The sequence below is a fragment of the Streptomyces sp. NBC_00154 genome (assembly GCF_026342835.1).
In the GTDB taxonomy this organism is placed as follows: domain Bacteria; phylum Actinomycetota; class Actinomycetes; order Streptomycetales; family Streptomycetaceae; genus Streptomyces.
Genome location: NZ_JAPEMI010000001.1, coordinates 5550880 through 5571829, shown reverse-complemented (window position 1 = coordinate 5571829; position 20950 = coordinate 5550880). Strand labels below are relative to the sequence as shown.

Genomic DNA, 20950 nt, shown 5'->3' with positions numbered 1-20950 from the left:
GCTTCTGCCCGTCCGGCCCGTGGATGGAGTCGTTCAGTTCTGGCGCAGCGCGGGCATCGGCAGCGCAATGCCGTATGTGGTGGCGCCGACGCCCACGCCGCCCTCGCAGGTGTTGGGCGGCTGGGTGCCGGTGCCGCGCGTGGAGGGCCGCTCGGCGGCCCAGAACATGTAGCCGAGCATCCCGGAGGTGGCCCCGGCCCCGTTCGGCGCGACGCTCTGCTCGAACGTTCCCGTCGACTTCTGCAACGAGTTCGCGAAGTCAGTGCACTCCGGCAGCGACTTGGTCTGGTCGCTGATGTAGAAGGCGCCGGTGAACTTTGCGGGAGCGAGCGGCGGCACGGGCGGCGCATAGGTGGGCTTGCCGTCCACGTGCTCCTGCCAGTTCGCGATCGCCGTGCTCGCCGAGGGCTGGCGCGCGGGCACCATCGCGTTGGCGTAGTCGAGGACCGGGGTGTCGGTGCGCAGCCAGTCGGCGGTCGCCTTCCGGTTGATGCCGATCAGCCAGCGGTCGCCGGCGGCTGTGTCAATGGTGAGCCGGGCGGCCGGGTCGCCGCCCGATGCGTCGTAGGGATGGACGGAGCGGTAGGCGTCGATGAAGGACTGGAGTCCGGTGAGATCCGGGTCGGTGTTCTGCTCGTAGTCGATCTCGATGCCGACACCGAGGTCGCTCGCGACGGCGGCGGCGTTCAGGCCGAGTTGGGTGGCGTTCTCGGCGAGCGCCGCGTCCCATGCGTCGGTGTAGGTGATGCCGCCGATGGAGAGCATCACGCGGATACCGTGCGAGGTGAAGTACTGCACGATCTCGCGGGTCATGCCCTTGGGCACGCCGCCCACGGTGGTCGCGTCGTCCGTACGGTGGAGCAGTCGCTGCGGCTCCACAAAGCTGAGCACCACCAGGTTGACGGACGGACGCCCGTCGCCGCGGTCGATCAGCCAGTGGTTCTTGGAGTCGAAGTCCGCGACGCTGCGCACAGTGCCCCAGGTACAGGCGTCGTCGCTGCAGTGCCAGGCGCCGTAGATCTGCGGCGGTGTAACGGCGGCGGCCGAGGCCGTGGGGGCTTGTGGAACCAGTAGGGCGAGGAGCAGGCCGAGGACGGCGAGCAGGGGCCGGCTGAGCGGCCTGCGGCGGAGTCTGCTGAAGCGGGGCACGTTGGGGCGCATACGGACCTCCGGGGAGGGAGCGGCCGACGGGACGCGGGGGCGGCGCTGGCAGCGTGGCAGGTACAGACCAATCCAGCAAGAGGGCGTACCGCCGGCGCGCGTGCAGGGCAGCGCCCGGCCCCGTCAAGATCACGTCGTCCGCCCGAGAACCCGGAGCCGGCCGGACGGACGCCGCTCCCGTGCCTCTGATCCGACGTCAGGGGCGCAGCGCGCGCAGCAGCAGGTCGGCCAGATGGTCGGCGACCTCCTGCTGGCTGAGCGGGCCGTCCGGGCGGTACCACGTCGACAGGTGGTGCACCGAGCCGAAGTGGTAGTCCACCACCAGATCCGCCGGCGTCGCCGTCGAGAACACCCCGCTCCGCTGCCCCTCTTCGACCAGCGCCCGGAACCGCTCGTGATAGCGGCGCCGCTCCACCCGCACCTGCTTGTTCTTCTCCGGGCTCAGATGGTGCATGGACCGGAAGAAGATCGACGCGTCGTCGAGGTTCTCGATCGTCGTGACGACGACATCCGCCGCCGCGTCCCGCAGCCGCTGCTCGACCGGCGCCTCGGCATCGGCGAAGGCGTCGAGCCGCTCCTGCTGGAGCCGCAGCACCCGGGCGTAGACCTCCTGGAGGAGATCCTCCTTGGACCCGAAGTAGTGGTACAGCGCCCCCTTGGTGACGCCTGCCGCCTCGACGATCTCCTGGACCGACGTGCGGTCGTAACCCTGCTCGGCGAAGAGCCGGGTGGCGGCGGCCAGCAGCCGCTGCGGGACCGGGGCATCGTTCCCGTCCGTCGTTCTGGCCATTGCCGCCACCTGCCTTCCGTACGATGTGTCCGCTGCTCTACTGCGCTGAACGCAGTTCCCGCCTGAGGATCTTCCCACTTGCCGTCTTCGGGAGTTCAGCCAGGATCTCGACCTCGCGCGGGTACTTGTAGGCGGCGAGCCGCTCCTTGCAGTACGCGCCCAGCTCTCCGGGCTCGACCACCGCACCGGGCCGCAGGCTGACGTACGCCCGGACGGTCTCGCCGCGGTAGGCGTCGGGGACGCCGACGACCGCCGCCTCCCGTACCGCCGGGTGGGTGTACAGGACATCTTCGACCTCGCGCGGCCAGACCTTGAAGCCGGAAGCGTTGATCATGTCCTTCTTGCGGTCGACGACGTACAGCCAGCCGTCGCGGTCCATGAAGCCGATGTCGCCCGTCCGCAGCTCACCGTCCGGGAAGGCGGCGGCGGAGGCGTCGGGCAGCCGCCAGTAGCCGGAGACGACCTGGGGACCGCGGACGGCGATCTCACCCTGTTCGCCGAACGGCACCTCCTCGCCGTTCTCGTCGAGGATCCGGACGATCGTGTCCGGGCCGGGAACGCCGACGGAGAGCGTCCCGGAGACCGGGTCGACGGGGGCTTCCCGCTCGGGCGGTACGGAGGCGCAGGGCGCCGTGCACTCGGTGAGACCGTAGCCGTTGCGGATGTACGGGCCGAAGCCCGCACGGAACTTCTCCACGAGCGCGGGCGGCAACGGTGCACCGCCGGAGGAGATCACCTGGAACGAGGCGAAGTGCTCACGGGTCACGTCGGGATGGGCGGCGAGCGCCATGAAGGCGGTCGACGGGCCGACGGTGTACGCGGGGCGGTGCTCGGCGAACGCGTCGAGGACGACACCGGGATGGAAGCGGTACGCGAGGACGAGGGTGCCCGCGTTGGTGAGACAGGCGGCCAGCTGGCACACCATGCCGGTGATGTGGAAGAGCGGGGCGAGCGCGAAGTACGAGGAGCCCTCGGCGACCGGGTGTCCGGTCCGCTGGCGCTCGGCGTTGACCATGATGTTGCCGTGGGAGTTCATGGCGCCCTTGGGGGCACCGCTGGTCCCGGAGGTGTAGCTGATCAGCGCCACGTCGGCGGCGGTGAGTTCGCGGCCTTCGGGGGCGGCGAGCCCGCGGCGGGCGACGGCCACCAGGTCGTCGGCGTCCTCGGGGGCCGGCAGCCGCTCGAAGTTCAGGACCCGTTCGTCGTTCTGGCTCTGGAGGTCGAGCTCGCAGGCGGTGACGGCGATCCGTACGGTCGGGGCGGCGGCCGCGGTGTCCCGCAGATACGACTCCCACGCCCGGTCCGCGCAGATCAGCGCGGTGACCTCGGCGTCCTTCAGTACGTGGCCGACCTCGTCGGACTTGTACATCGGGTTGAGCGGGACGACGGTCGCCCCCGCCTTCCAGGCGCCGAGCAGTGCGAGTACGAACTGCGGGGAGTTCTGCAGCATGATCGCGACCCGGTCGCCGCGCTCCAGGCCCTTCGCGGCGAGATGACCGGCCACCGAGTCGGAGAGCGCATCGGTCTCGCGGTAGCTGAGGCGCCCGTCGAAGTAGGCGAGCGCCGGGTGCTCGGGGGTGCGGGCGACGGAGGCGCGAAAGGCGTGCACCAAAGTCTCGGCGGGGCTGACGGGGGCCCGCTGGGCCTCGCTGAGCAGGGAGATCCAGGGTTTTGCCGCGTAGCCGGACCCGGTGTCGGCGTCGGTGTTGGACTCGGTCATGCGCCGGTCTCCTCCCACTTCTGCTGAAGGTGGTTCATATTGGCGAGCCAGTGGTCGGTGTCCTTGGTGCGCGCCCGGTAGTAGCCGGCGACCTCGGGGTGCGGCAGGACGAGGAAACGGTCCTCGGCCATGGCGTCGAAGAGCGCGTCGGCGACGGCCTCCGGCTCGATGGCGCTGGGGGCGAGCACGAGCTCACCGGCCGAACCCGCGGCGGTGAGCATGTCCGTACGTACGCCCTGGGGGCAGATCGCGTGGACCTTGACGCCGCGGTGGCGGTAGGTGAGCGAGAGCCATTCGGCGAAGGCGACGACCCCGTGCTTGGTGACGCTGTACGGCGCCGCGCCGATCATCGTCAGCAGCCCGGCGGCGGACGCGGTGGAGACGAACCGGCCGCTGCCGCGCTCCAGCCAGTCCGGCAGCAGCGCCCTGGCCGCGCGGACGTGGGCCATCACATTGACGTCCCAGGCCGCCGCCCAGACCTCCTCGTCGGCGAAGACGTCGCCGGGCGAGGCAAGGCCCGCGTTGGCGCAGTAGATGTCGACGGTGCCGTCCAGGGCTTCCCGGGCGGCGTCCACGATCCGTGAGGCGTCACCGGCGACGGCAGTGCCGCCGATCTCCTCGGCAAGCGTCTTGATCCGGGCCTCGTCGAGGTCGTTGACGACGACCCTGGCGCCTTCCGCGGCGAATCTGCGGGCCAGAGCGGCGCCGATGCCGCCTCCGGCTCCGGTGACCACTACGCCCGCGCCCTGCACCGTACTCATCGGGTCCCGCCTCTCTCAGCCGACTTCCACAGCAGACTAACCAGTCGGTATGTCGTCGGGGAAGGGGGCTGGCCCGGGTTGTCGCCACTCCTGTCACAGCAGTCGCGTCCGGCTCGTTCCGCGGAGCGCTTGCGCGCGCTAGCGTGCGTGACCATGACAGTCGGAGCGATCATGGAGGTAGCCGAATGAGCCTGTCCAGACGTGGTTTGCTGGCCGCCGGCAGTGCGGTGGGAGCCCTCGCGGCGACCACTGCAGGAACCGGGACCGCGGCAGCGGGACCCGTGCCCGGGAAGGGGCAGGGCGCCGGGCGCAACCGGCTCCTCACCGGCTTCGACCGGCTGGCCGCGGACGGCTACGCACTGCTGAAGGGGCAGAAGGTCGGGGTCGTCACCAACCCGACCGGGATCACCTCCGATGTGCGCCACATCGTCGATGTGATGCACCCGGACGAGCGGGTGAACCTGGTCGCGGTCTTCGGACCCGAGCACGGCTTCCGCGGCACCGCGCAGGCGGGCGGCTCCGAGGGGCGCTACGACGATCCGGCGACCGGACTCCCTGTCTACGACACGTACTTGAAGAGCGGGCAGCCGCTCGCCGATGTCTTCACCGCGTCCGGCGTGGACACGATCGTCTTCGACATCCAGGACGCGGGCGCACGCTTCTACACGTACATCTGGACGCTCTACGACTGCATGCAGGCGGCGGCGCTCGCGGGCAAGCGGTTCGTCGTGCTGGACCGGCCGAACCCGGTGACCGGGCGGGCGGCGCTCGGGCCGGTCCTCGACCCGGCGTTCTCGACCTTCGTGGGGCGCCGGGAGATCGCGCAGGCGCACGGCATGACGGTCACGGAGCTTGCGCTGCTCTTCAACGCGGAGTTCCTGGCCGATCGGCCGGTCGAGCTGGACATCGTGAAGATGTCGGGATGGCGGCGCTCGGACTTCTTCGACGAGACCGGACTGCCGTGGGTGCCGCCGAGCCCCAACATGCCGACGCCGGACACCGCTCTGGTGTACTCCGGGACCTGCCTCTTCGAGGGCACGAACCTCTCCGAGGGACGCGGCACCACGCGACCGTTCGAACTGCTCGGCGCGGAGGGCATCGACCACCGGTGGGCGGCTGCCGCGAACGCGCTCGACCTGCCCGGAGTCGCTTTCCGCGAGGCGTACTTCGCGCCGACGTTCTCCAAGTTCCAGGGGAAGACGGTCGGCGGCGTGCAGCTGCATGTGCAGGACCGGGAGGTCTTCGACCCGGTACGCACGGGGATCGCTCTCCTGGTGACGGCGAAGCAGACGTGGAGCGGGTTCGCGTGGCGCTCGGACAACTGGATCGACAAGCTCACCGGCAACACGCGGGTCCGCACGATGATCGATGCGGGTGCGGACACGGATGAGGTGGTGGACGCCTGGGCGGCGGATCTCGCCGCCTTCCGGGCGGTACGCAAGAAGTACTTGCAGTACCGGTGAGGCGGACCGGGCGGGTCCGAGGGTTCGGACCCGCCCGGCGAACCGTTCCGTCCCCGAGCACCGGACGGAGTGGAATCAATGCCTACCGGTGGCTGGGGAACTCCACCACCTGCTGGTACGTCGGGCGGTTCTGCCAGTGGATCGCCTTCTGGCTGATTCCGCCCAGCGCACGGTGGATGATCGAGTCCGTGCACCACTGCTCGCCGGCCCCGCAGCTGTCGTCACCGGGGTAGACCTCGGTGGCCGGTTCGGACGCCGCCTGCTTCAGGGAGGCGAGCAGGGTGTCCCGGCAGCTGCCCAGGTCTCCGTTTCCGCAGTACGTCCTGGCGAGCGGCCCCTTGACCGGCCGGCCGAGGACCTGGCGCAGATCCTTGTCCACAAAGCCCCACCAGCCGTACTGGAACGCCGATCCGCTGTGCGCCCCGCTCGGGCCGTGGCTGGCCGCCGGTGACTCGTCGGTGGCGAGAGCGGCGGTCAGCGTCCCGTACAGGCTGTCGCCCAGACCCGGCTCGAACTCGGCCTCGACCAGCTTCGGCCACCACGCGTCCATGATCCGTACCGCGTCCGCGTCGGTGTACGTGTGCGAGCCGGGGCTGCTTTCCCTGCGCTGCGCCCCCGAAGCCCGCCAGGACTCCAACTGCTGGATGACCGCGTTCAGTTCCGGGTCGGTGACCGGCCCGGAACGGAGCACCTGCAGCAGTTCGGGCAGCACCTGCTCGCCGCGCAGGTCGGTGAGCGCGGCTTCCGCCATGGCCCGGGTGAGCGAGGCGCGGGTGACGCCGCCCTGCTCCACCAGCTTCGCCACCCGGTCGTCGAGCAGATCCGCCCGGTGCACCGCGCCGAGGCCGAAGCCCGCGGAGGCGTACCCCTCGGCCTGCTTGTTGTTCCAGGAGACGTAGTAGTCCTGGCCACTGGAGTGCGGGTGCGCGGCGAACGGGGTGTAGGCGGCGGTATTGGCGACCGGGTCGTAGCCCTGCCATTCGTACGCTTTCTCGGCCATGACGGGCAGGGCCGGGTCCACGCCCGCCGCGCGCACCGGGTTCATGCCGCTGTTGTAGTAGGCGGCGGTGCGGGAGTCGGCGTAGAACCAGTTGAAGGCATAGTCGATGTTGCTCGCCGCCTGCTGGAAGGAGGCGGCGTCCTTCACGTACTCAGGGTCGTTGAGCATCTGGAAGCCGATGATCGAGTCGGCCTCGTGGCGGTAGGTGGTGCGCAGCGAGGTGTACGCGACGGGCTTGCCGCCCACTGTGGCGCAATGGGTGACGATGCCGTACGCGGTCCGCCACACCTGCATCCGGTAGGAGCCCTTCGCCGTGGAGTCGGCGACGGTCGGCGCCCAGGAGTTGGTGCGCTCCAGCTTCTCCATCGCGGTGCAGGTGCCGTGGTGGAGGTAATGCGTCGAGTTCTTGGTGGGCGCGGAACCGTCCGGCTCGCACAGCTCGATGGCGTACGTGTCGGTGATGTCCTGGCCGGCCGAGGTGGCGCTCCACGCGTAGTCCTGGCCGCGGCCCATCTGGACGTACATGCCGACACCGGCGAAGGCGACCCCGCGGGCGCTGATGCCTGGGCCCTGGAGCTCCTGGAGCATCATCAGCTGCGGTGCGAAGTAGCCTGTCTGCGGGCCGAAGACGGCGATCGGGTTTCCGCTCGCGGTGTGCTTGCCGGAGACCAGCAGGGCGTTGGACATTCCGCGCTTCTGGGCGCCGGAACCGGAGCCGGGCAGCGAGCCCTCCGGGATCACGCCGTCGTCGTAGATGCCCTGGGCCTTCCTCAGCGCGGCCGGGGCCTTGACCGGGGCCTTCCTGTCGGTGCCCGCGGAGCCGGTGCGGTCGTGGACGAGCGGCTCGGGGCTGACCGAGCCCGGATCGGGAAGGGCGGTGCCGCGCGCCTGGGCGGGCTTGCCGGCGTAGGGGAAGGAGGTGCCGTCGTGGATGGTCAGCACGGCCTCGGGGTCGTTCCGTTGCCGGAACGACTCCCAGACCTCGGTGCCTTCGGCGACCCCGTACTTCTGCTGGGCGGACAGCAGCGAGAGCGCCGCCTGCACCTCGCCGCCACCGCCGCCACCGAACTGACCGCCGACGACCGAGGCGATCGAGATCAGGTCGGTCAGCTTGAACGGCTGGATCTCACCGATGTTGGTGATCGCGTCGATCTTTCCGGTGAGGACGTACTCGCCGGGGAAGTAGCGGCCCTTCTTGGACTTGTCGCGGTACGCGTTGATGCCGTCGACGTATGCCTGCGCGTCGGCCATGGCCTGCTCACCGCGGGCGCCCTCATGGGTCCTGATGTACGCGACCTGGGCTTCGAGATCTGCCTCGGTGTACGGGGCCTGCGGCCAGAACTGCTGCTCAAGCCCCTGGTTGGCGAGTGCGCCACCGGCGAACGAGGTCAGTTCGCCGCGCCCGATGTGCCGGAAAAGGTCCATCAGCCAGAGCCGGTCCTGCCCGGCCGCATAGCCGGCGCCGAACTCGGTGCCGTAGCGGGTGGTGCCCTTGATGTGCGGGACGCCTGACTTCCTGTCGCGGGTGATGGTGACGTCGTCGCGCGGCGAGGTGACGGACTCGACCTGGTCCTTCGGCACGCCGAACGAGGCGTCGTTGAAGAAGTCGGTCAGCTTCTGGTCGGTGAGTCCGGTGTACCCGGCCACCAGGCTGTTGTAGCGGTCGAGTTGGTCGTCGCTGTGCGCGGGGTGCGTACCGAACGCCTGGTTGCCGAGAATCTCGACGAGCGTGGCGTTGCCGTTCTCGCCGGGCGGCAGGATGTCGTCGCACTGCCCCTGGCAGTGGTCGGCGACGGGGACGGGTTCCGCCGCCACGGTGCCGGACTGCGGCGAGGCTGCAAGGAGGGTGGTGCCGAGGGTGAGAACCGCCGCAACGGTGGCGGCTCTGAACTTGACGGTGCGTGGGGGCATGCGTGCTCCTCCGGGAGGCCGATGCGCCGGAGGTTACTGGCGGTATGACCCGTCGGTAAGGTGAGCATCGGTCACCTTTTCCGAATCGCCACATGACGCCGCGCCCGAGCCGGATTCGCGCCGCGTCCGGGCCCGTTCGAGGTGCATCCGACGAGGCCGTCTCGGCCAATGGACGCGAATCGCCTTTCGATGGAGCCGAATCGGGCAGTCGTACGTCCATCCCTTGACGCCGAAGTACGAGCGACGGAGGTGGCAGTGCGATGGCCGGTTTCCGCAGTCTTGCGAGACAGGTCCGCGATCCGCGGAGTGACCTGGCGCTGCGTCGGTACTCGCTGCGCAAGTGCCTGGAGAGGTTCGCCCCCTACGGTCACCGGGCGACCTGGCACCATCTGTGCGCCCGGCACTGGATCGAGCCCGAGGACCGGGCCCCCGACCCGGTGCGACTGGTGCACGCACTGGAGGAGTTGGAGGAGGCCCGGGCCGTCTGGCTCGGGTACGAGGCGGGGTTCGCCGAGCGCCGCAGGCGGGAGAAGCACGATGGGCTGCGCCGGCCGGGCGCGTTCGACGACTGGCACCGGCGCACCTGGGGCGGGAACGGGGTGGCGCGCTGCGACGATCCGGCGGTCCATCCGTCCGCACCGCTGGGCGAGGTGCTGGGCCGGCTGATCGCCGCGCTGGAGTCCGAGCCGGGCACGACCTGCCCGGTGTGCGCGGGGACCGGGATCGTCTGGCGCCAAGAGCTCAGCCACGAGCCGTGGTCGGGGCCGGTCTGCACGGGCTGCGGGATCGTCGTGCCGCAGCCTGTGCTCACGCCGGGGGCGCTGGCGAGGGCGCGGCGCATACGGACCAGGAACCTGACGTCCGCGGCATGAGGAGCGCCCGCTCCGCCCCGGCCCGCGACTCGCCTACTGGCAGTCCGCCGAGCGGCGCTCCGGCATCAGCCGGGACCCGCTGATCGTGTCCCCGGAGATGTCGTTCGGGTTGGAGAGCACACATGTCTCCAACGACAGACAGCCGCAGCCGATGCAGTCGGTGAGATGGTCGCGCAGCCGGCCCAGCTGCTTGATCCGCTCGTCGAGTTCGGAGCGCCACGCCTCGGACAGGCGCGCCCAGTCGTCGCGGTTCGGGGTGCGCTCCTCGGGGAGCTCGGCCAGCGCGTCGCGGATCGTGGCCAGCGGTATGCCGACCCGTTGCGCCGCACGGACGAAAGCGACCCGGCGCAACGCATCCCTGCTGTAGCGGCGCTGGTTGCCACTGGTGCGGCGGCTGCTGATCAGGCCCTTGGCCTCGTAGAAGTGCAGGGCCGAAACGGCGGCGCCGCTGCGCGTGGAGAGCTGGCCGACCGTGAGTTCATGGAGTGTCTGTGGGATCTGGGGCACCCCTCGAACCCTACGTGCACTCCTCCGAGCCGGTCCGTCGTTGACAGGAACGCCACGCCCAACCATGCTGAGCAAGCGCTTAGACAGTAGCGATGAATGACGGATGCATGACGATGCACGGTCGAGAGCGGGAAGGCAGGACCAGGGACATGGCAGAGCCGAGGATCTTCACGTCCGCGCAGGAGCTGCGCGACGGGGTGGGCGAGCAGCTGGGGCACAGCGACTGGCTGGGGATCGACCAGAAGCGGGTCGATCTCTTCGCCGATGCCACCGGGGACCACCAGTGGATCCATGTGGACCCGGAGCGGGCCGCGGCCGGCCCGTTCGGCACGACGATCGCGCACGGCTATCTCACGCTCTCGCTGCTTCCGGCGCTGGTCCCGCAGATCATGCGGGTCGAAGGCATGAAGATGGGCATCAACTACGGCACCAACAAGGTCCGTTTCCCGGCCACCGTTCCGGTGGGCTCGCGGCTGCGGGCGACGGCCGCCCTCAAGAGCGTCGAGGAGGCGGGCGGCGGCGTCCAGGTCACCGCCGTCGTCACGGTCGAGCGCGAGGGTGGCGACAAGCCGGTCTGCGTCGCCGAGTCGGTGTCGCGCTACTACTTCTGAGCCCGCGGAACCGTGCCCGGTCGCGCTACCGCTGGGCCGCGACCATCCGCAGGACGAGGTCGGCGTAGAGCGCGCCGACCTCGTCGGGCGTCCGGCTCCCCTGCGCGCTGAACCAGCGCGCCACATCGATGCAGAGCGAGAGCACGGCCAGCGTGGTGCCCGGGATGTCGGGGACGTCGAACTCCCCCGCCTCCACGCCTTCACTGATGATCCGGCGGATCACCGCGTCGCTCTTGCGCCGCAGCGCGACGATCTCGGTGCGGTGCTCCGGGCCGAGGGCGTCGAGTTCGTACTGGACCACGCGGGCGGTGGTGTGCCCTTCCGCGTGCCAGCGGACGAAGGACCGCACAGCGTGGGCGAGCCGCTCGGACGCCGTGCCTTCGCTGTCCGCGGCCGTCTCCAGGAGCAGCAGGGCCCGGTCGTGACCGATCCTGCTGATCCGGTGGAGCAGCTCTTCCTTCGTCTTGTAGTGGATGTAGAGCGCGGCAGGGCTCATGCCGGCGCGGCCCGCGATGTCACGGGTGGTGGTCGCGTGGTACCCACGCTCGGCGAAGGCGTCGACGGCCGCGACGAGGAGCCGTCTGGCCGCCTCGGGCGTCACCTCACCCCACGGCGTACTGTCGCCGCCGGTATCCTCCGCCGTGCTCATCGTCACCGACCCCTTCCGTTCACCAGGACGCACACCATACCCCGAACCTGAGCAAGCGCTTAGGGGTCCCGGCGGCCGAGGGCGTCAGAGCTTCTGGAAGGGGTCGTGCTCGGCGAGGATCTTCTCCAGCCGAGCCTGGTCGACCCGGCTGATGAGCTGCCCGGCCTCCTGACGGTCCCGGATGACCTTGGCGAGGGTGAAGCAGGACGTGACGAGATAGAGGACGCCGACGGCGAGGAAGCCCCGCACCCAGGCGTTCGCGTCGAGGAAGTAGATGCCGAGGGTCACCGCGCCCATCGCCACCCCGAAGGATGCGACGGCCTGTCCGTAGAAGGCCGCGGTGCTCTGCTGCTTGACCGATGTCGTCTCACTCATGACGGACAGCATCGACCGCTGCGGCGCCCGGCACATCCGGCCCCGTACTCAGTCCCGTACTCAGACGCCCGTTCGGGTCGAACGGCTCAGAAGGCGGAGACACCCGTCAGCGCACGACCGATGATCAGCTTCTGGATCTGGCTGGTGCCTTCGTAGAGCGTCATCACACGGGCGTCGCGCAGCAGCTTGCCGACCGGGTACTCGTCGATGTAGCCGTAGCCGCCGAAGACCTGGAGGGCGTTGTTGGCTGCGCGGACGGCGGCCTCGGAGGCGAAGAGCTTCGCCTTGGACGCCGCGGTGGCGAAGTCCTCGCCGCGGTCGATCAGGTCGGCGACCCGCCAGGTCAGCAGCCGGGCGGCGTCCACGTCCACGGCGATGTCGCTGATGAGTTCCTGGACGAGCTGGTAGCTCGCGATGGACTTGCCGAACTGCTCGCGTTCGCCCGCGTAGCCCACGGCGGCGTCGAGGGCGGCCTGCGCGATGCCGACGCAGCCGGCCGCGACCGACATCCGGCCCTTGGCGAGCGCGGACATGGCGACGGAGAAGCCCTTGCCCTCGGGGCCCAGGAGCGTGGCGGCGGGGACGCGGACGTCCTCCAGGACCACTTCGGCAGTGGCCTGGCCGCGCAGACCGAGCTTGCCGTGGATGGTGCGGCGGGTGAGGCCTGGGGTGTCGGTGGGCACCAGGAAGGCGGATATGCCCTTGTGGCCGGGGGTGTCGTCGGTGCGGGCGAAGAGCAGTACGACGTCGGCCCAGGTGCCGTTGGTGATGAACATCTTGGTGCCGTTGATGACGTACGAGTCGCCGTCGCGGACGGCCTTCGTCGTCAGGTTCCCGGCGTCCGAGCCGGTGCCGGGCTCGGTGAGGCCGAAGCAGCCGATCGCCTCGCCCGCGGTGAGCCGGGGCAGCCACTGCCGCTTCTGCTCCTCGTCGCCCCAGGTGGCGATGGTCTTGGCGACCAGGCCCAGGGAGACCGAGACGATGCCGCGGACCGAGGAGTCGCCACGGCCGAGTTCCTCGGTGACCAGGCAGTACGCCAGGTGGTCGCCGCCCGAGCCGCCGTACTCCTCGGGGACGGTCAGCCCGAGGAAGCCGAGGGAGCCCAGCTTCTTGACAATCGACTTATCGACATTCTCGGCGCGGTCCCACGCGACGACATGCGGGGTGATCTCGCGGGCGACGAAGTCCTTGGCGAGCTGCCGGACGGCTTCCTGCTCCTTGCTGAGCTCCAGGTTCATCCTTCGGTTCTCCCACTTTTAATTAGCACTGCTAGTTTTTCGTTCGCAGGCCCTACTATGTGCCGCATGGCCCGACCGCGCAAGCCCCTCCTCAGCAGAGACCGCATCGTCGAGGCGGCGAGCGCGCTCGTGGACGCCGAGGGGCTCGACGCCGTCTCCACCCGCCGGCTCGCGGCCGAACTCGGGGTGAGCGGACCCTCGCTCTACAACCACTTCCGCAACAAGGACGAGATCCTGGACGCGGTCGCGGACGCCGTGTCCGCTCAGGTCGATCTGTCGATGTTCGACGAGTCCGACGACCGCGACTGGCGAGCCGCCCTGCACGACTGGGCGGTCTCCTATCGTGCGGCGCTCACCGAGCACCCGCACATCGTCCCGGTGCTGGCCCAGGGCCCCGGCCGCCGTCCGGCCGGGCTGCGGGTCGCCGACGCGGCGTTCGGTGCGATGGTCCGCGCCGGCTGGCCGCCCGCCCAGGCCACGTACATCGGCGCACTGATGCGTTACTTCATCACCGGCTCGGCACTGGGCTCGTTCGCGCGCGGCTTCGTCGACGACGAGACGGCGTACGACCCCGCCGACTATCCGCACCTCGGCCAGGCCCATCTGCTGGCCGACCGTCGTCAGCAGGTCGACGAGGGCGCGTTCGAGACCGGGCTGCGGGCGTTGCTCGACGGCCTCGCCCTGCAGTACGAGCAGGGGCCTGCCGCGGACACGGTTCGGCCGGCGCCGAAGCATTCCTGACGCATCCTGGGTACATGGCACGCATGGCACCCCACGACCCGGCCGCACCCCGCCTCGCCGCCCTGGCCGTCCTCCTCGCCGACGAGACCCGCGCCTCCTTCTGTCTGGCCCTGCTCGACGGCCGCGCCTGGACGGCAGGGGAGCTGGCGCGGTACGCGTCGGTGGCTCCGTCGACCGCCAGCGAACATCTGGGGAAGCTGATCGCCGGGGGCCTGCTGACCGAGGAGCGGCAGGGCCGCCACCGCTATGTGCGGCTCGCCGACGAACGGACCGCCCATCTCGTCGAGGATCTCGCCGCCCGGGCCGCACCCGGTGACGGGGAGCGGCCACAGACCCTGCGGGCGGCAAGCACGAGCAGTGCACTGGCCCGCGGGCGCACCTGTTACGACCATCTCGCGGGCCGGATCGGCATCGCGATCGCGGACGCGATGACCGTGCGAGGGCTGCTGCGGCAGGACACCGGCTTCGCGCTCACCGACACGGGTCTCGGCTGGTTCGCGGAGCTGGGCATCGGGCTGGACACCGGGACGCGGCGTCCCCTCGTGCGCAGCTGTCTGGACTGGACGGAGCGCAGGCCGCATCTGGCAGGGGTCGCGGGCGCCGCACTGTGCAGGCACGCCCTGGACGCCGGCTGGTGCGTGAGGATCGGGTCCGGGCGAGCGGTGAAGGCGACCGGGGACGGGGAGCGGGCGCTGCGCGAACTGCTCGGAATCGAGCCGGAAACAATTCGGTGAGGGCCGAACCGTTCCCCGTTTAGAGTCGGGCTCATGACGACACCCATACCCGCCTCCGCCGCGCCCGCCACCGCACCCGCGGGCCGCGACCGGCGGGCGATCGCTGCGGCCGGCACCACCGTGGTGCTGTGGGCCTCCGCCTTTGTCTCCATCCGCAGTGCCGGTGAGTCCTACTCGCCCGGTGCGCTCGCGCTCGGCCGGCTGCTCGCGGGTTCGCTGACGCTCGGAGCGATCCTTCTCGTACGCCGCGAGGGGCTGCCGTCCAGGGCGGCGTGGCCGGGCATCATCACGTCCGGGGTGCTCTGGTTCGGGCTCTACATGGTGGTGCTCAACTGGGGCGAGCAGGAGGTCGACGCGGGCACGGCCGCCATGGTCGTGAACATCGGCCCGATCCTGATCGCACTGCTCGGCGCCCGGCTGCTGGGCGAGGGGCTGCCGCGCAGACTGCTGACAGGGATGGCCGTGTCGTTCGCGGGCGCCGCGGTGGTCGGTCTCTCCATGTCGGGACACGGGAGTTCGTCGGTGCTCGGGGTGGTCCTCTGCCTGCTGGCGGCGATGGCGTACGCGGGCGGGGTGGTCGCCCAGAAGCCGGCGCTGCGGCACGGCTCGGCGCTGCAGATCACCGCGTTCGGCTGCATGGTCGGTACGGTCGCCTGTCTGCCGTTCTCCGGTGTGCTGGTCTCCGAGGCGGCCGAAGCCCCGGTGTCCGCGACGCTGAACATGGTCTATCTGGGCGTCTTCCCGACCGCCCTGGCCTTCACCACCTGGGCCTATGCGCTCGCCCGCACCACTGCGGGACGGATGGGCGCCACCACATATGCCGTCCCCGCGCTGGTGGTACTGATGTCGTGGCTGCTGCTCGGCGAGGTGCCCGCACTGCTCACGGTCGGCGGCGGCCTGCTCTGTCTGGCCGGGGTGGCGGTCTCCCGGAAGCGTCCGCAGACTGGACGCACCCGAAAGAGTCGGGTACAGCCGGTGGAGGGACGCCGTCATGACCCGGAGCGCCAAGGATCCGAGCAGCCGCAGGAAACGGAAGAAGAGGAGCAAGGCTGCCGACGACGCTGACCGCAGGGAAGCCGCCCTCGCCTGGGCGGCACGGCACGGCGGCGCCGAGCTCGAAGCCTTCGGCGTGACCGACAGCGGGGACGACGATCTGGTCCTGGTGATGCCCGACGGGCGGGCGCGCGACGCCTGGCGCGAGGACTATCCGTACACCTACAAGCTCGGCCGGAAGGCATACGAGAAGGACAAGCGCGCTGCAGATCGAGCTGCTCAAGTTCCAGCACTGGGTGAAGGAGCGCAACGAACGGCTCGTCATTCTCTTCGAAGGGCGCGACGCGGCCGGCAAGGGCGGCACGATCAACCGCTTCACCGAGTACCTCAACCCCCGTGGCGCACGGGTCGTGGCGCTGGAGAAGCCCACCGAACGCGAACGCACCCAGTGGTACTTCCAGCGGTACACGGCACATCTGCCGAGCGCCGGGGAGATCGTGCTCTTCGATCGTTCCTGGTACAACCGGGCAGGTGTGGAGCGGGTGATGGGGTTCTGCACGACCCGTGAGTACCTCGAATTCATGCACCAGGCACCGGGCTTCGAGCGGATGCTCGCCCGGGACGGCATCCACCTGGTGAAGTTCTGGTTCTCCGTCTCCCGCAACGAGCAGCGCAACCGGTTCATGATCCGCCAGATCGACCCGGTACGGCAGTGGAAGCTGAGCCCGGTCGACCTCGCCTCGCTGGACAAGTGGGACGCATACACGGAGGCCAAGGAGGTGATGCTGTTCCACACAGACACGGCGGACGCGCCCTGGACCGTGGTGAAGAGCAACGACAAGAAGCGGGCCAGGCTGGAGGCGATCCGGCATGTGCTGCACCGCTTCGACTACCCGGACAAGGACACGACGATGGTCCGCGAGCCGGACCCGCTGATCGTGGGTCGGGCCTCCCGGCTCTTCGAGCAGGGCGAGATGGATGCCCGGCTGCTCACCACGCACCGGTCGGAGGCCGGGCCGACGGCGTGAGCCCGGGTCGGAGCACCACGAGTGCGCGGCCGCCCCTATCACTCTCCCGTCCGGCGCGCTCCGGCTCCGGCACCGGTCGGGGAGGCACCGGTGCCGGAGCCGGAGCTGGTCCGGGAACCGTGATCAGCGCGAACTCGCCCGTCCTGCAAGGACCTTGATGGAGACCAGGGCGATGACAGCCAGGCCGATGATGTAGGCCGCCACCGCCATCGACGTGCCCGTCGCCTCCAGCAGCAGCACCATCACGAACGGGGCGAGGCCGCCACCGAACACGGCCGCGATCTGGTAGCCGAGCGAGGCGCCGGTGTAGCGCATCTCGGCCGTGAACAGCTCGGCGAACAACGCCGCCTGCGGCCCGTACATGATGCTGAGGAAACAGCTGGTGACGAAAGTGCCGACGGCCATCCAGAGCAGCGACTTGGTGTCGATGAGCAGGAACATCGGCACCGCCCACACGGCGAGGCCGGCCGCCCCGAGCGCGTAGATCCGCAGCCGCCCTATGCGGTCGGACAGCGCCGCCGACGCCGGTATCAGGACGAGCTGGGTGAGGCTGATGCAGAGCGAGACCATGAGGACGGCCTCGCGCTTCATGCCGAGCTCACGGGTCGTGTAGTCCAGGACGCCGGTGATGATGATGTAGAAGGTCGCGGTGTTCACGGCGAACGAGCCGCCCGCGAGGAAGACCGTGCCGAGGTGCTCCCGCACGATGGTGCGCAGCGGGGAGCGCGCGGAGCGGCTCGCCTCCTGCTCGGCCAGTTCCTTCTCGGCCTCGCGGAACTCGGGGGTCTCCTCGACGCGCGTGTGGATGTACCAGGCGAGGACCAGCACCAGCAGGCCGACCAGGAACGGCAGCCGCCAGCCCCAGGCGGCGAACTCGCTGTCGCTGGTGAAGGCTCCTGCGGCGAGGAAGACGGTGTTGGCGGTCACCACACCGATGGGAACGCCGAGTTGGACGAGGCTTCCGTAGACGCCGCGCTTGCCCTCGGGGGCGTATTCGGTGGCCATCAGCATGGCTCCGCCCCACTGGGCGCCGACCGCGATGCCCTGGGCGACGCGCAGGGTGACGAGCAGCACCGGAGCGGCGATGCCGATCGTCTCGTACGTGGGAAGCAGGCCGATGCCCGTGGTGGCCACGCCCATCAGGGTGAGCGCGAGGACCAGCATGGGTTTGCGACCACGCCTGTCGCCGAGCTGGCCCGCGATGATGCCGCCGAGCGGACGGGCCAGGAAGCCCACGGCGAAGGTCGCGAACGCGGCGAGGACACCGGCGGAGCCGCTGCCTGCGGGGAAGTAGAGGTCTCCCAGGACCAGGGCTGCGGCGATGCCGAAAACGAAGTAGTCGTACCACTCCACCGCGGATGCGAGCGCTGCGGCGGTGGCCACCTTGCGGCGGGCCCGCGTCTCGGTGGGGGTCGGGACGGTATCGGTGGTGCGTGGGGTGGCGGATGGTGACGTGTCCATGCGTGCACACTCCGGTGGGTGCGGGGGACGGGGTGCCCGGCGGGGCTGATCCGCCGGTCCGGGGAACGTACTGACCGGACGGTATGCGGGTCAACGGGTCGCGCAGCAGCAGTTTTTACCTGCATATGACACTCGGACGGCCGCGACGAGGAGGGGTTGGGCATGCCGAAGTCCCCGGCCGCCACCGAGGGCGGCCGGGGTCTCTTCCGGGCGTCGGCTAGAAGATCACCAGGGCGCGACCGCCCTTGCCCGCGATCATGTTGTCGAAGGCCGCCGGGATGCCGTCCAGCGCGATCCGTTCGGTGACCATCATGGAGAGGTCGAACCTGCCGGCCCGGATGTGCTCGGCGAGCACGGGCAGATCGCGGGCGGGGTCGCTGTTCCCGTAGACGCAGCCGGTCAGCGAGCGGCCCCAGTGGAAGATCTCCAGGGCATTGAAGGTCACCTGCTGGTCCTTGCCGCCGATGCCGACGACGGTGGTGCGGCCGCCGCGCCGGGTGGAGTCCCAGGCGCCGCGGATGGTTGCGGGCCGGCCGACGCACTCCACGGCGACGTCCGCGCCCTGTCCGCCGGTGAGCCTGCGGATCGCGCGCGGCGTGGTGTCGGAGGCGATGACGTACTCGGTGGCACCGGCCCGGCGGGCGAGCTCCTCCTTCTCCGGGGAGACATCGACGGCGATGATCTTCGAGGCTCCGGCGATGCGGGCGGACTGGAGCACGGCCAGCCCGACGCCGCCGATACCGAAGACGACGACCGTCTCGCCGGTCCGGACCCGCGCACTGTGGTGGACGGCGCCGTATCCGGTGAGAACCGCGCAGCCGAGCAGGGCGGCGTCGGTCAGCGGGATGCCGGCCGGGGCGGGCAGTGCACAGTTCGCGGCGACGACCGTCTCCTGGGCGAACGCCGCGACGTTCAGGCCGGGGTGGAGTTCGGTGCCGTCGGCGGTACGGGCGTGGATGTTGCCCGCACCCGTCAGTGCGTCGGCGCACAGCCAGACCTCACCGATCCCGCAGTGGTGACAGCTGCCGCAGGAAGGCGCCCAGTTGAGCACGACGCCGTCGCCCGGCGCCACATGGGTGACGCCCTCGCCGACGGAGAGGACGGTGCCCGCTCCCTCATGGCCGAGGACGGCGGGGACGGGCACCCGCATGGTGCCGTCGGACAGGGACAGGTCGGAGTGGCAGACCCCGGCGGCGGCGAGACGGATCCTCACCTGGCCGGGTCCGGGCTCCGGGAGTTCGATGTCGGTGACCTCCAGGGGAGCTCCGACGGCGGGCAGTACGGCGGCGCGGACCACGGACCGGCTCCTTGCTGATCGGGGGTGCATCGGGGGTGGTTCAGAACTGGAGGGACTTGGTCTGGAGGTATTCGCCGAGGCCGTGCGGACCGAGCTCACGGCCGACGCCGGACTGCTTGTAGCCACCGAACGGGGCGATCGGGTTGAACCGGCCGCCGTTGATGTCGACCTGTCCGGTGTTCATCCGACGGGCGAAGGCGACGGCTTCCGCATCGTCGGCGGCCCAGACGGCGCCCGCGAGCCCGTACACCGTGCCGTTGGCGATACGGAGCGCGTCGGCCTCGTCCTCGTACTTCAGGATCGAGATGACCGGGCCGAAGATCTCCTCCTGGGCGATCGTCATCTCCGGGGTGACATCGGCGAACACGGTGGGGCTGACGTAGTAACCGGTCGGGTGCGGGGCCTCGGGGCCACCGGCGACGAGCCGGGCGCCCTCCTCGATGCCCTTCTCGATGTAACCGCGCACCCGGGCCTGCTGCTTGGCGTTGACGACGGGGCCGACCCGCTCCCCCGGTACGTACTTGGCGACGGCCGCGGCGGCGAGGGCGACGGCTTCCTCGTACCGCTCGGCGTCGACGAGCATCCGGGTCCAGGCGCTGCACGTCTGGCCGGAGTTGGACATCACGTTGGCGACGCCGACGTTGACGGCCTTGGCCAGATCGGCCGAGGGCAGGATGACGTTGGCGGACTTGCCGCCGAGCTCCAGCGCGACGCGCTTGACCGCGCCGCCCGCGGTGGCGCCGATCTGCTTCCCGACGGCGGTGGATCCGGTGAACGAGACCAGGTCGACGTCCTCGTGCGCGGCCAGAGCCTGTCCGGCGACCGGGCCGAGGCCGGTGACCAGGTTGAAGACACCGGCGGGCAGGCCCGCCTCCGCGGTCGCCTCGGCGAAGAGCTGCGCGGTCAGCGGGGTGTCCTCGGCGGGCTTGAGGACGATCGTGCAGCCTGCCGCGAGTGCGGGAGCCACCTTGGCCACGATCTGGTGCAGCGGGTAGTTCCACGGGGTGATCGCCCCGACGACACCGACGGGCTCCAGCAGGACGGTGGAGTTGCCGTGCTTCTCCTCGAACGGGTACGACGCGGCAAGTTCGGCGTACGAACCGGCGACCAGGATCGGCACACCCGCGTGCACCGCCTGCGACAGCGGGAGCGGTGCGCCGAGCTCGGCTGTGACGGTGGCGGCGATCTCGTCCTGGCGGGCCACCAGGACATCGCGCAGGGCGGCGATCCGCGCGGCCCGCTCGGCGGGCGGTGTGGCGGACCAGCCGGGGAACGCGGCTCGGGCGGCCCGTACCGCGGCGTCGACGTCCTCGGCGGTTCCGGCCGGTACATGGGCGATGACCTGCTCGTCCGCCGGGTTCACGACCGCGATCGTGTCCGCGCCCGATGCGGGGCGCCACTTCCCGCCGATGTACATACCGTCGTGGGCCTTCATGGCATTTCCTCCCGGACATGGATACGGCCGATGTCGTCAGCACCCCAAACTAGCGGCGTTAGTTTTTGGGCGCCAGAGACGCCGGTCACGTGCGCCCGGGCCGTTCACCCGGGCTTCGCCGCGCAGTTCAGTAATTCACCAGTAACGGCCTCCTCCTAGCGTCCCGGATCAGCCCGCCTCCTCCCGTACTCACCCACTGGTCC

General features: G+C 70.3%; 18 protein-coding genes and 1 pseudogene. 7 read left to right on the top strand and 12 right to left on the bottom strand.

The features are described 5' to 3' along the window. Nucleotides 1-33 precede the first annotated feature (33 nt). The 4 genes from OHA03_RS24945 to OHA03_RS24930 all read right to left on the bottom strand — a co-directional run bounded on the left by OHA03_RS24945 (nucleotide 34) and on the right by OHA03_RS24930 (nucleotide 4432). Nucleotides 34-1161: a hypothetical protein gene (locus OHA03_RS24945; protein WP_267006011.1), complete on the bottom strand. Its 1128-nt coding sequence runs from the start codon at nucleotides 1159-1161 to the stop codon at nucleotides 34-36. Nucleotides 1162-1357: 196 nt separating this feature from the next. Continuing rightward, nucleotides 1358-1951 carry a TetR/AcrR family transcriptional regulator gene (locus OHA03_RS24940; RefSeq protein ID WP_267006010.1) on the bottom strand — a complete coding sequence of 198 codons (594 nt, stop codon included), beginning with the start codon at nucleotides 1949-1951 and terminating at the stop codon, nucleotides 1358-1360. Nucleotides 1952-1988: 37 nt separating this feature from the next. Beyond that, a complete protein-coding gene (locus tag OHA03_RS24935; RefSeq protein WP_267006009.1) occupies nucleotides 1989-3671 on the bottom strand; it encodes an AMP-binding protein in 1683 nt (560 codons plus the stop codon). After that, nucleotides 3668-4432, bottom strand: a complete 765-nt coding sequence (locus tag OHA03_RS24930; protein ID WP_267006008.1) for an SDR family oxidoreductase — start codon at nucleotides 4430-4432, stop codon at nucleotides 3668-3670. The genes OHA03_RS24935 and OHA03_RS24930 overlap by 4 nt, the downstream gene beginning before the upstream one ends. Nucleotides 4433-4617: 185 nt before the next feature. On the opposite strand from OHA03_RS24930, the gene OHA03_RS24925 reads away from it, so the two are divergent. Further along, nucleotides 4618-5895, top strand: a complete 1278-nt coding sequence (locus tag OHA03_RS24925) for a DUF1343 domain-containing protein (RefSeq protein WP_267006007.1) — start codon at nucleotides 4618-4620, stop codon at nucleotides 5893-5895. 82 nt (nucleotides 5896-5977) lie between these two features. Here OHA03_RS24925 and OHA03_RS24920 read toward each other — a convergent pair whose 3' ends face one another. Further along, nucleotides 5978-8806 carry a penicillin acylase family protein gene (locus tag OHA03_RS24920; protein WP_267006006.1) on the bottom strand — a complete coding sequence of 943 codons (2829 nt, stop codon included), beginning with the start codon at nucleotides 8804-8806 and terminating at the stop codon, nucleotides 5978-5980. Between the two features lie 260 nt (nucleotides 8807-9066). On the opposite strand from OHA03_RS24920, the gene OHA03_RS24915 reads away from it, so the two are divergent. Further along, entirely contained in the window at nucleotides 9067-9678 is a 612-nt protein-coding gene (locus tag OHA03_RS24915; protein WP_267006005.1) for a hypothetical protein, read from the top strand. 33 nt (nucleotides 9679-9711) lie between these two features. Here OHA03_RS24915 and soxR read toward each other — a convergent pair whose 3' ends face one another. Next, nucleotides 9712-10185: a redox-sensitive transcriptional activator SoxR gene (gene soxR, locus OHA03_RS24910; protein ID WP_267006004.1), complete on the bottom strand. Its 474-nt coding sequence runs from the start codon at nucleotides 10183-10185 to the stop codon at nucleotides 9712-9714. A 149-nt stretch (nucleotides 10186-10334) separates the two neighbouring features. Between soxR and OHA03_RS24905 the strand changes: the two genes are divergently transcribed. After that, nucleotides 10335-10796, top strand: coding sequence for a MaoC family dehydratase (locus OHA03_RS24905; protein WP_267006003.1), 462 nt, complete (start codon nucleotides 10335-10337; stop codon nucleotides 10794-10796). Nucleotides 10797-10821: 25 nt separating this feature from the next. Here OHA03_RS24905 and OHA03_RS24900 read toward each other — a convergent pair whose 3' ends face one another. From OHA03_RS24900 to OHA03_RS24890, 3 genes are all read right to left on the bottom strand, one after another. Then, a complete protein-coding gene (locus OHA03_RS24900; protein ID WP_267006002.1) occupies nucleotides 10822-11445 on the bottom strand; it encodes a TetR/AcrR family transcriptional regulator in 624 nt (207 codons plus the stop codon). Between the two features lie 84 nt (nucleotides 11446-11529). Then, a complete protein-coding gene (locus OHA03_RS24895; RefSeq protein WP_267006001.1) occupies nucleotides 11530-11820 on the bottom strand; it encodes a YiaA/YiaB family inner membrane protein in 291 nt (96 codons plus the stop codon). Nucleotides 11821-11906: 86 nt separating this feature from the next. Then, nucleotides 11907-13058, bottom strand: a complete 1152-nt coding sequence (locus OHA03_RS24890) for an acyl-CoA dehydrogenase family protein (protein ID WP_267006000.1) — start codon at nucleotides 13056-13058, stop codon at nucleotides 11907-11909. Nucleotides 13059-13124: 66 nt separating this feature from the next. Between OHA03_RS24890 and OHA03_RS24885 the strand changes: the two genes are divergently transcribed. The 4 genes and pseudogenes from OHA03_RS24885 (at nucleotide 13125) to ppk2 (ending at nucleotide 16554) form a co-directional block, all read left to right on the top strand. After that, nucleotides 13125-13799 (top strand): TetR/AcrR family transcriptional regulator, encoded by a 675-nt coding sequence (locus OHA03_RS24885; protein ID WP_267005999.1) that lies wholly within the window; start codon nucleotides 13125-13127, stop codon nucleotides 13797-13799. Between the two features lie 14 nt (nucleotides 13800-13813). Beyond that, the gene (locus tag OHA03_RS24880) at nucleotides 13814-14533 is read left to right on the top strand and encodes a helix-turn-helix transcriptional regulator (RefSeq protein ID WP_267005998.1); all 720 of its coding nucleotides are present in this window, start codon (nucleotides 13814-13816) and stop codon (nucleotides 14531-14533) included. A 33-nt stretch (nucleotides 14534-14566) separates the two neighbouring features. Then, nucleotides 14567-15598 carry a DMT family transporter gene (locus OHA03_RS24875; RefSeq protein WP_267005997.1) on the top strand — a complete coding sequence of 344 codons (1032 nt, stop codon included), beginning with the start codon at nucleotides 14567-14569 and terminating at the stop codon, nucleotides 15596-15598. Continuing rightward, a pseudogene (gene ppk2, locus OHA03_RS24870) lies at nucleotides 15525-16554 on the top strand (polyphosphate kinase 2). The gene OHA03_RS24875 and the pseudogene ppk2 overlap by 74 nt, the downstream one beginning before the upstream one ends. Nucleotides 16555-16677: 123 nt before the next feature. On the opposite strand, the gene OHA03_RS24865 reads toward ppk2, so the two are convergent. The 3 genes from OHA03_RS24865 to OHA03_RS24855 all read right to left on the bottom strand — a co-directional run bounded on the left by OHA03_RS24865 (nucleotide 16678) and on the right by OHA03_RS24855 (nucleotide 20747). Further along, nucleotides 16678-18015 (bottom strand): MFS transporter, encoded by a 1338-nt coding sequence (locus OHA03_RS24865; RefSeq protein ID WP_267005996.1) that lies wholly within the window; start codon nucleotides 18013-18015, stop codon nucleotides 16678-16680. A gap of 217 nt (nucleotides 18016-18232) precedes the next feature. Further along, nucleotides 18233-19312, bottom strand: a complete 1080-nt coding sequence (locus tag OHA03_RS24860) for a Zn-dependent alcohol dehydrogenase (RefSeq protein ID WP_267005995.1) — start codon at nucleotides 19310-19312, stop codon at nucleotides 18233-18235. Nucleotides 19313-19352: 40 nt separating this feature from the next. After that, nucleotides 19353-20747, bottom strand: coding sequence for an aldehyde dehydrogenase family protein (locus OHA03_RS24855; protein WP_267005994.1), 1395 nt, complete (start codon nucleotides 20745-20747; stop codon nucleotides 19353-19355). Nucleotides 20748-20950 lie beyond the last annotated feature (203 nt).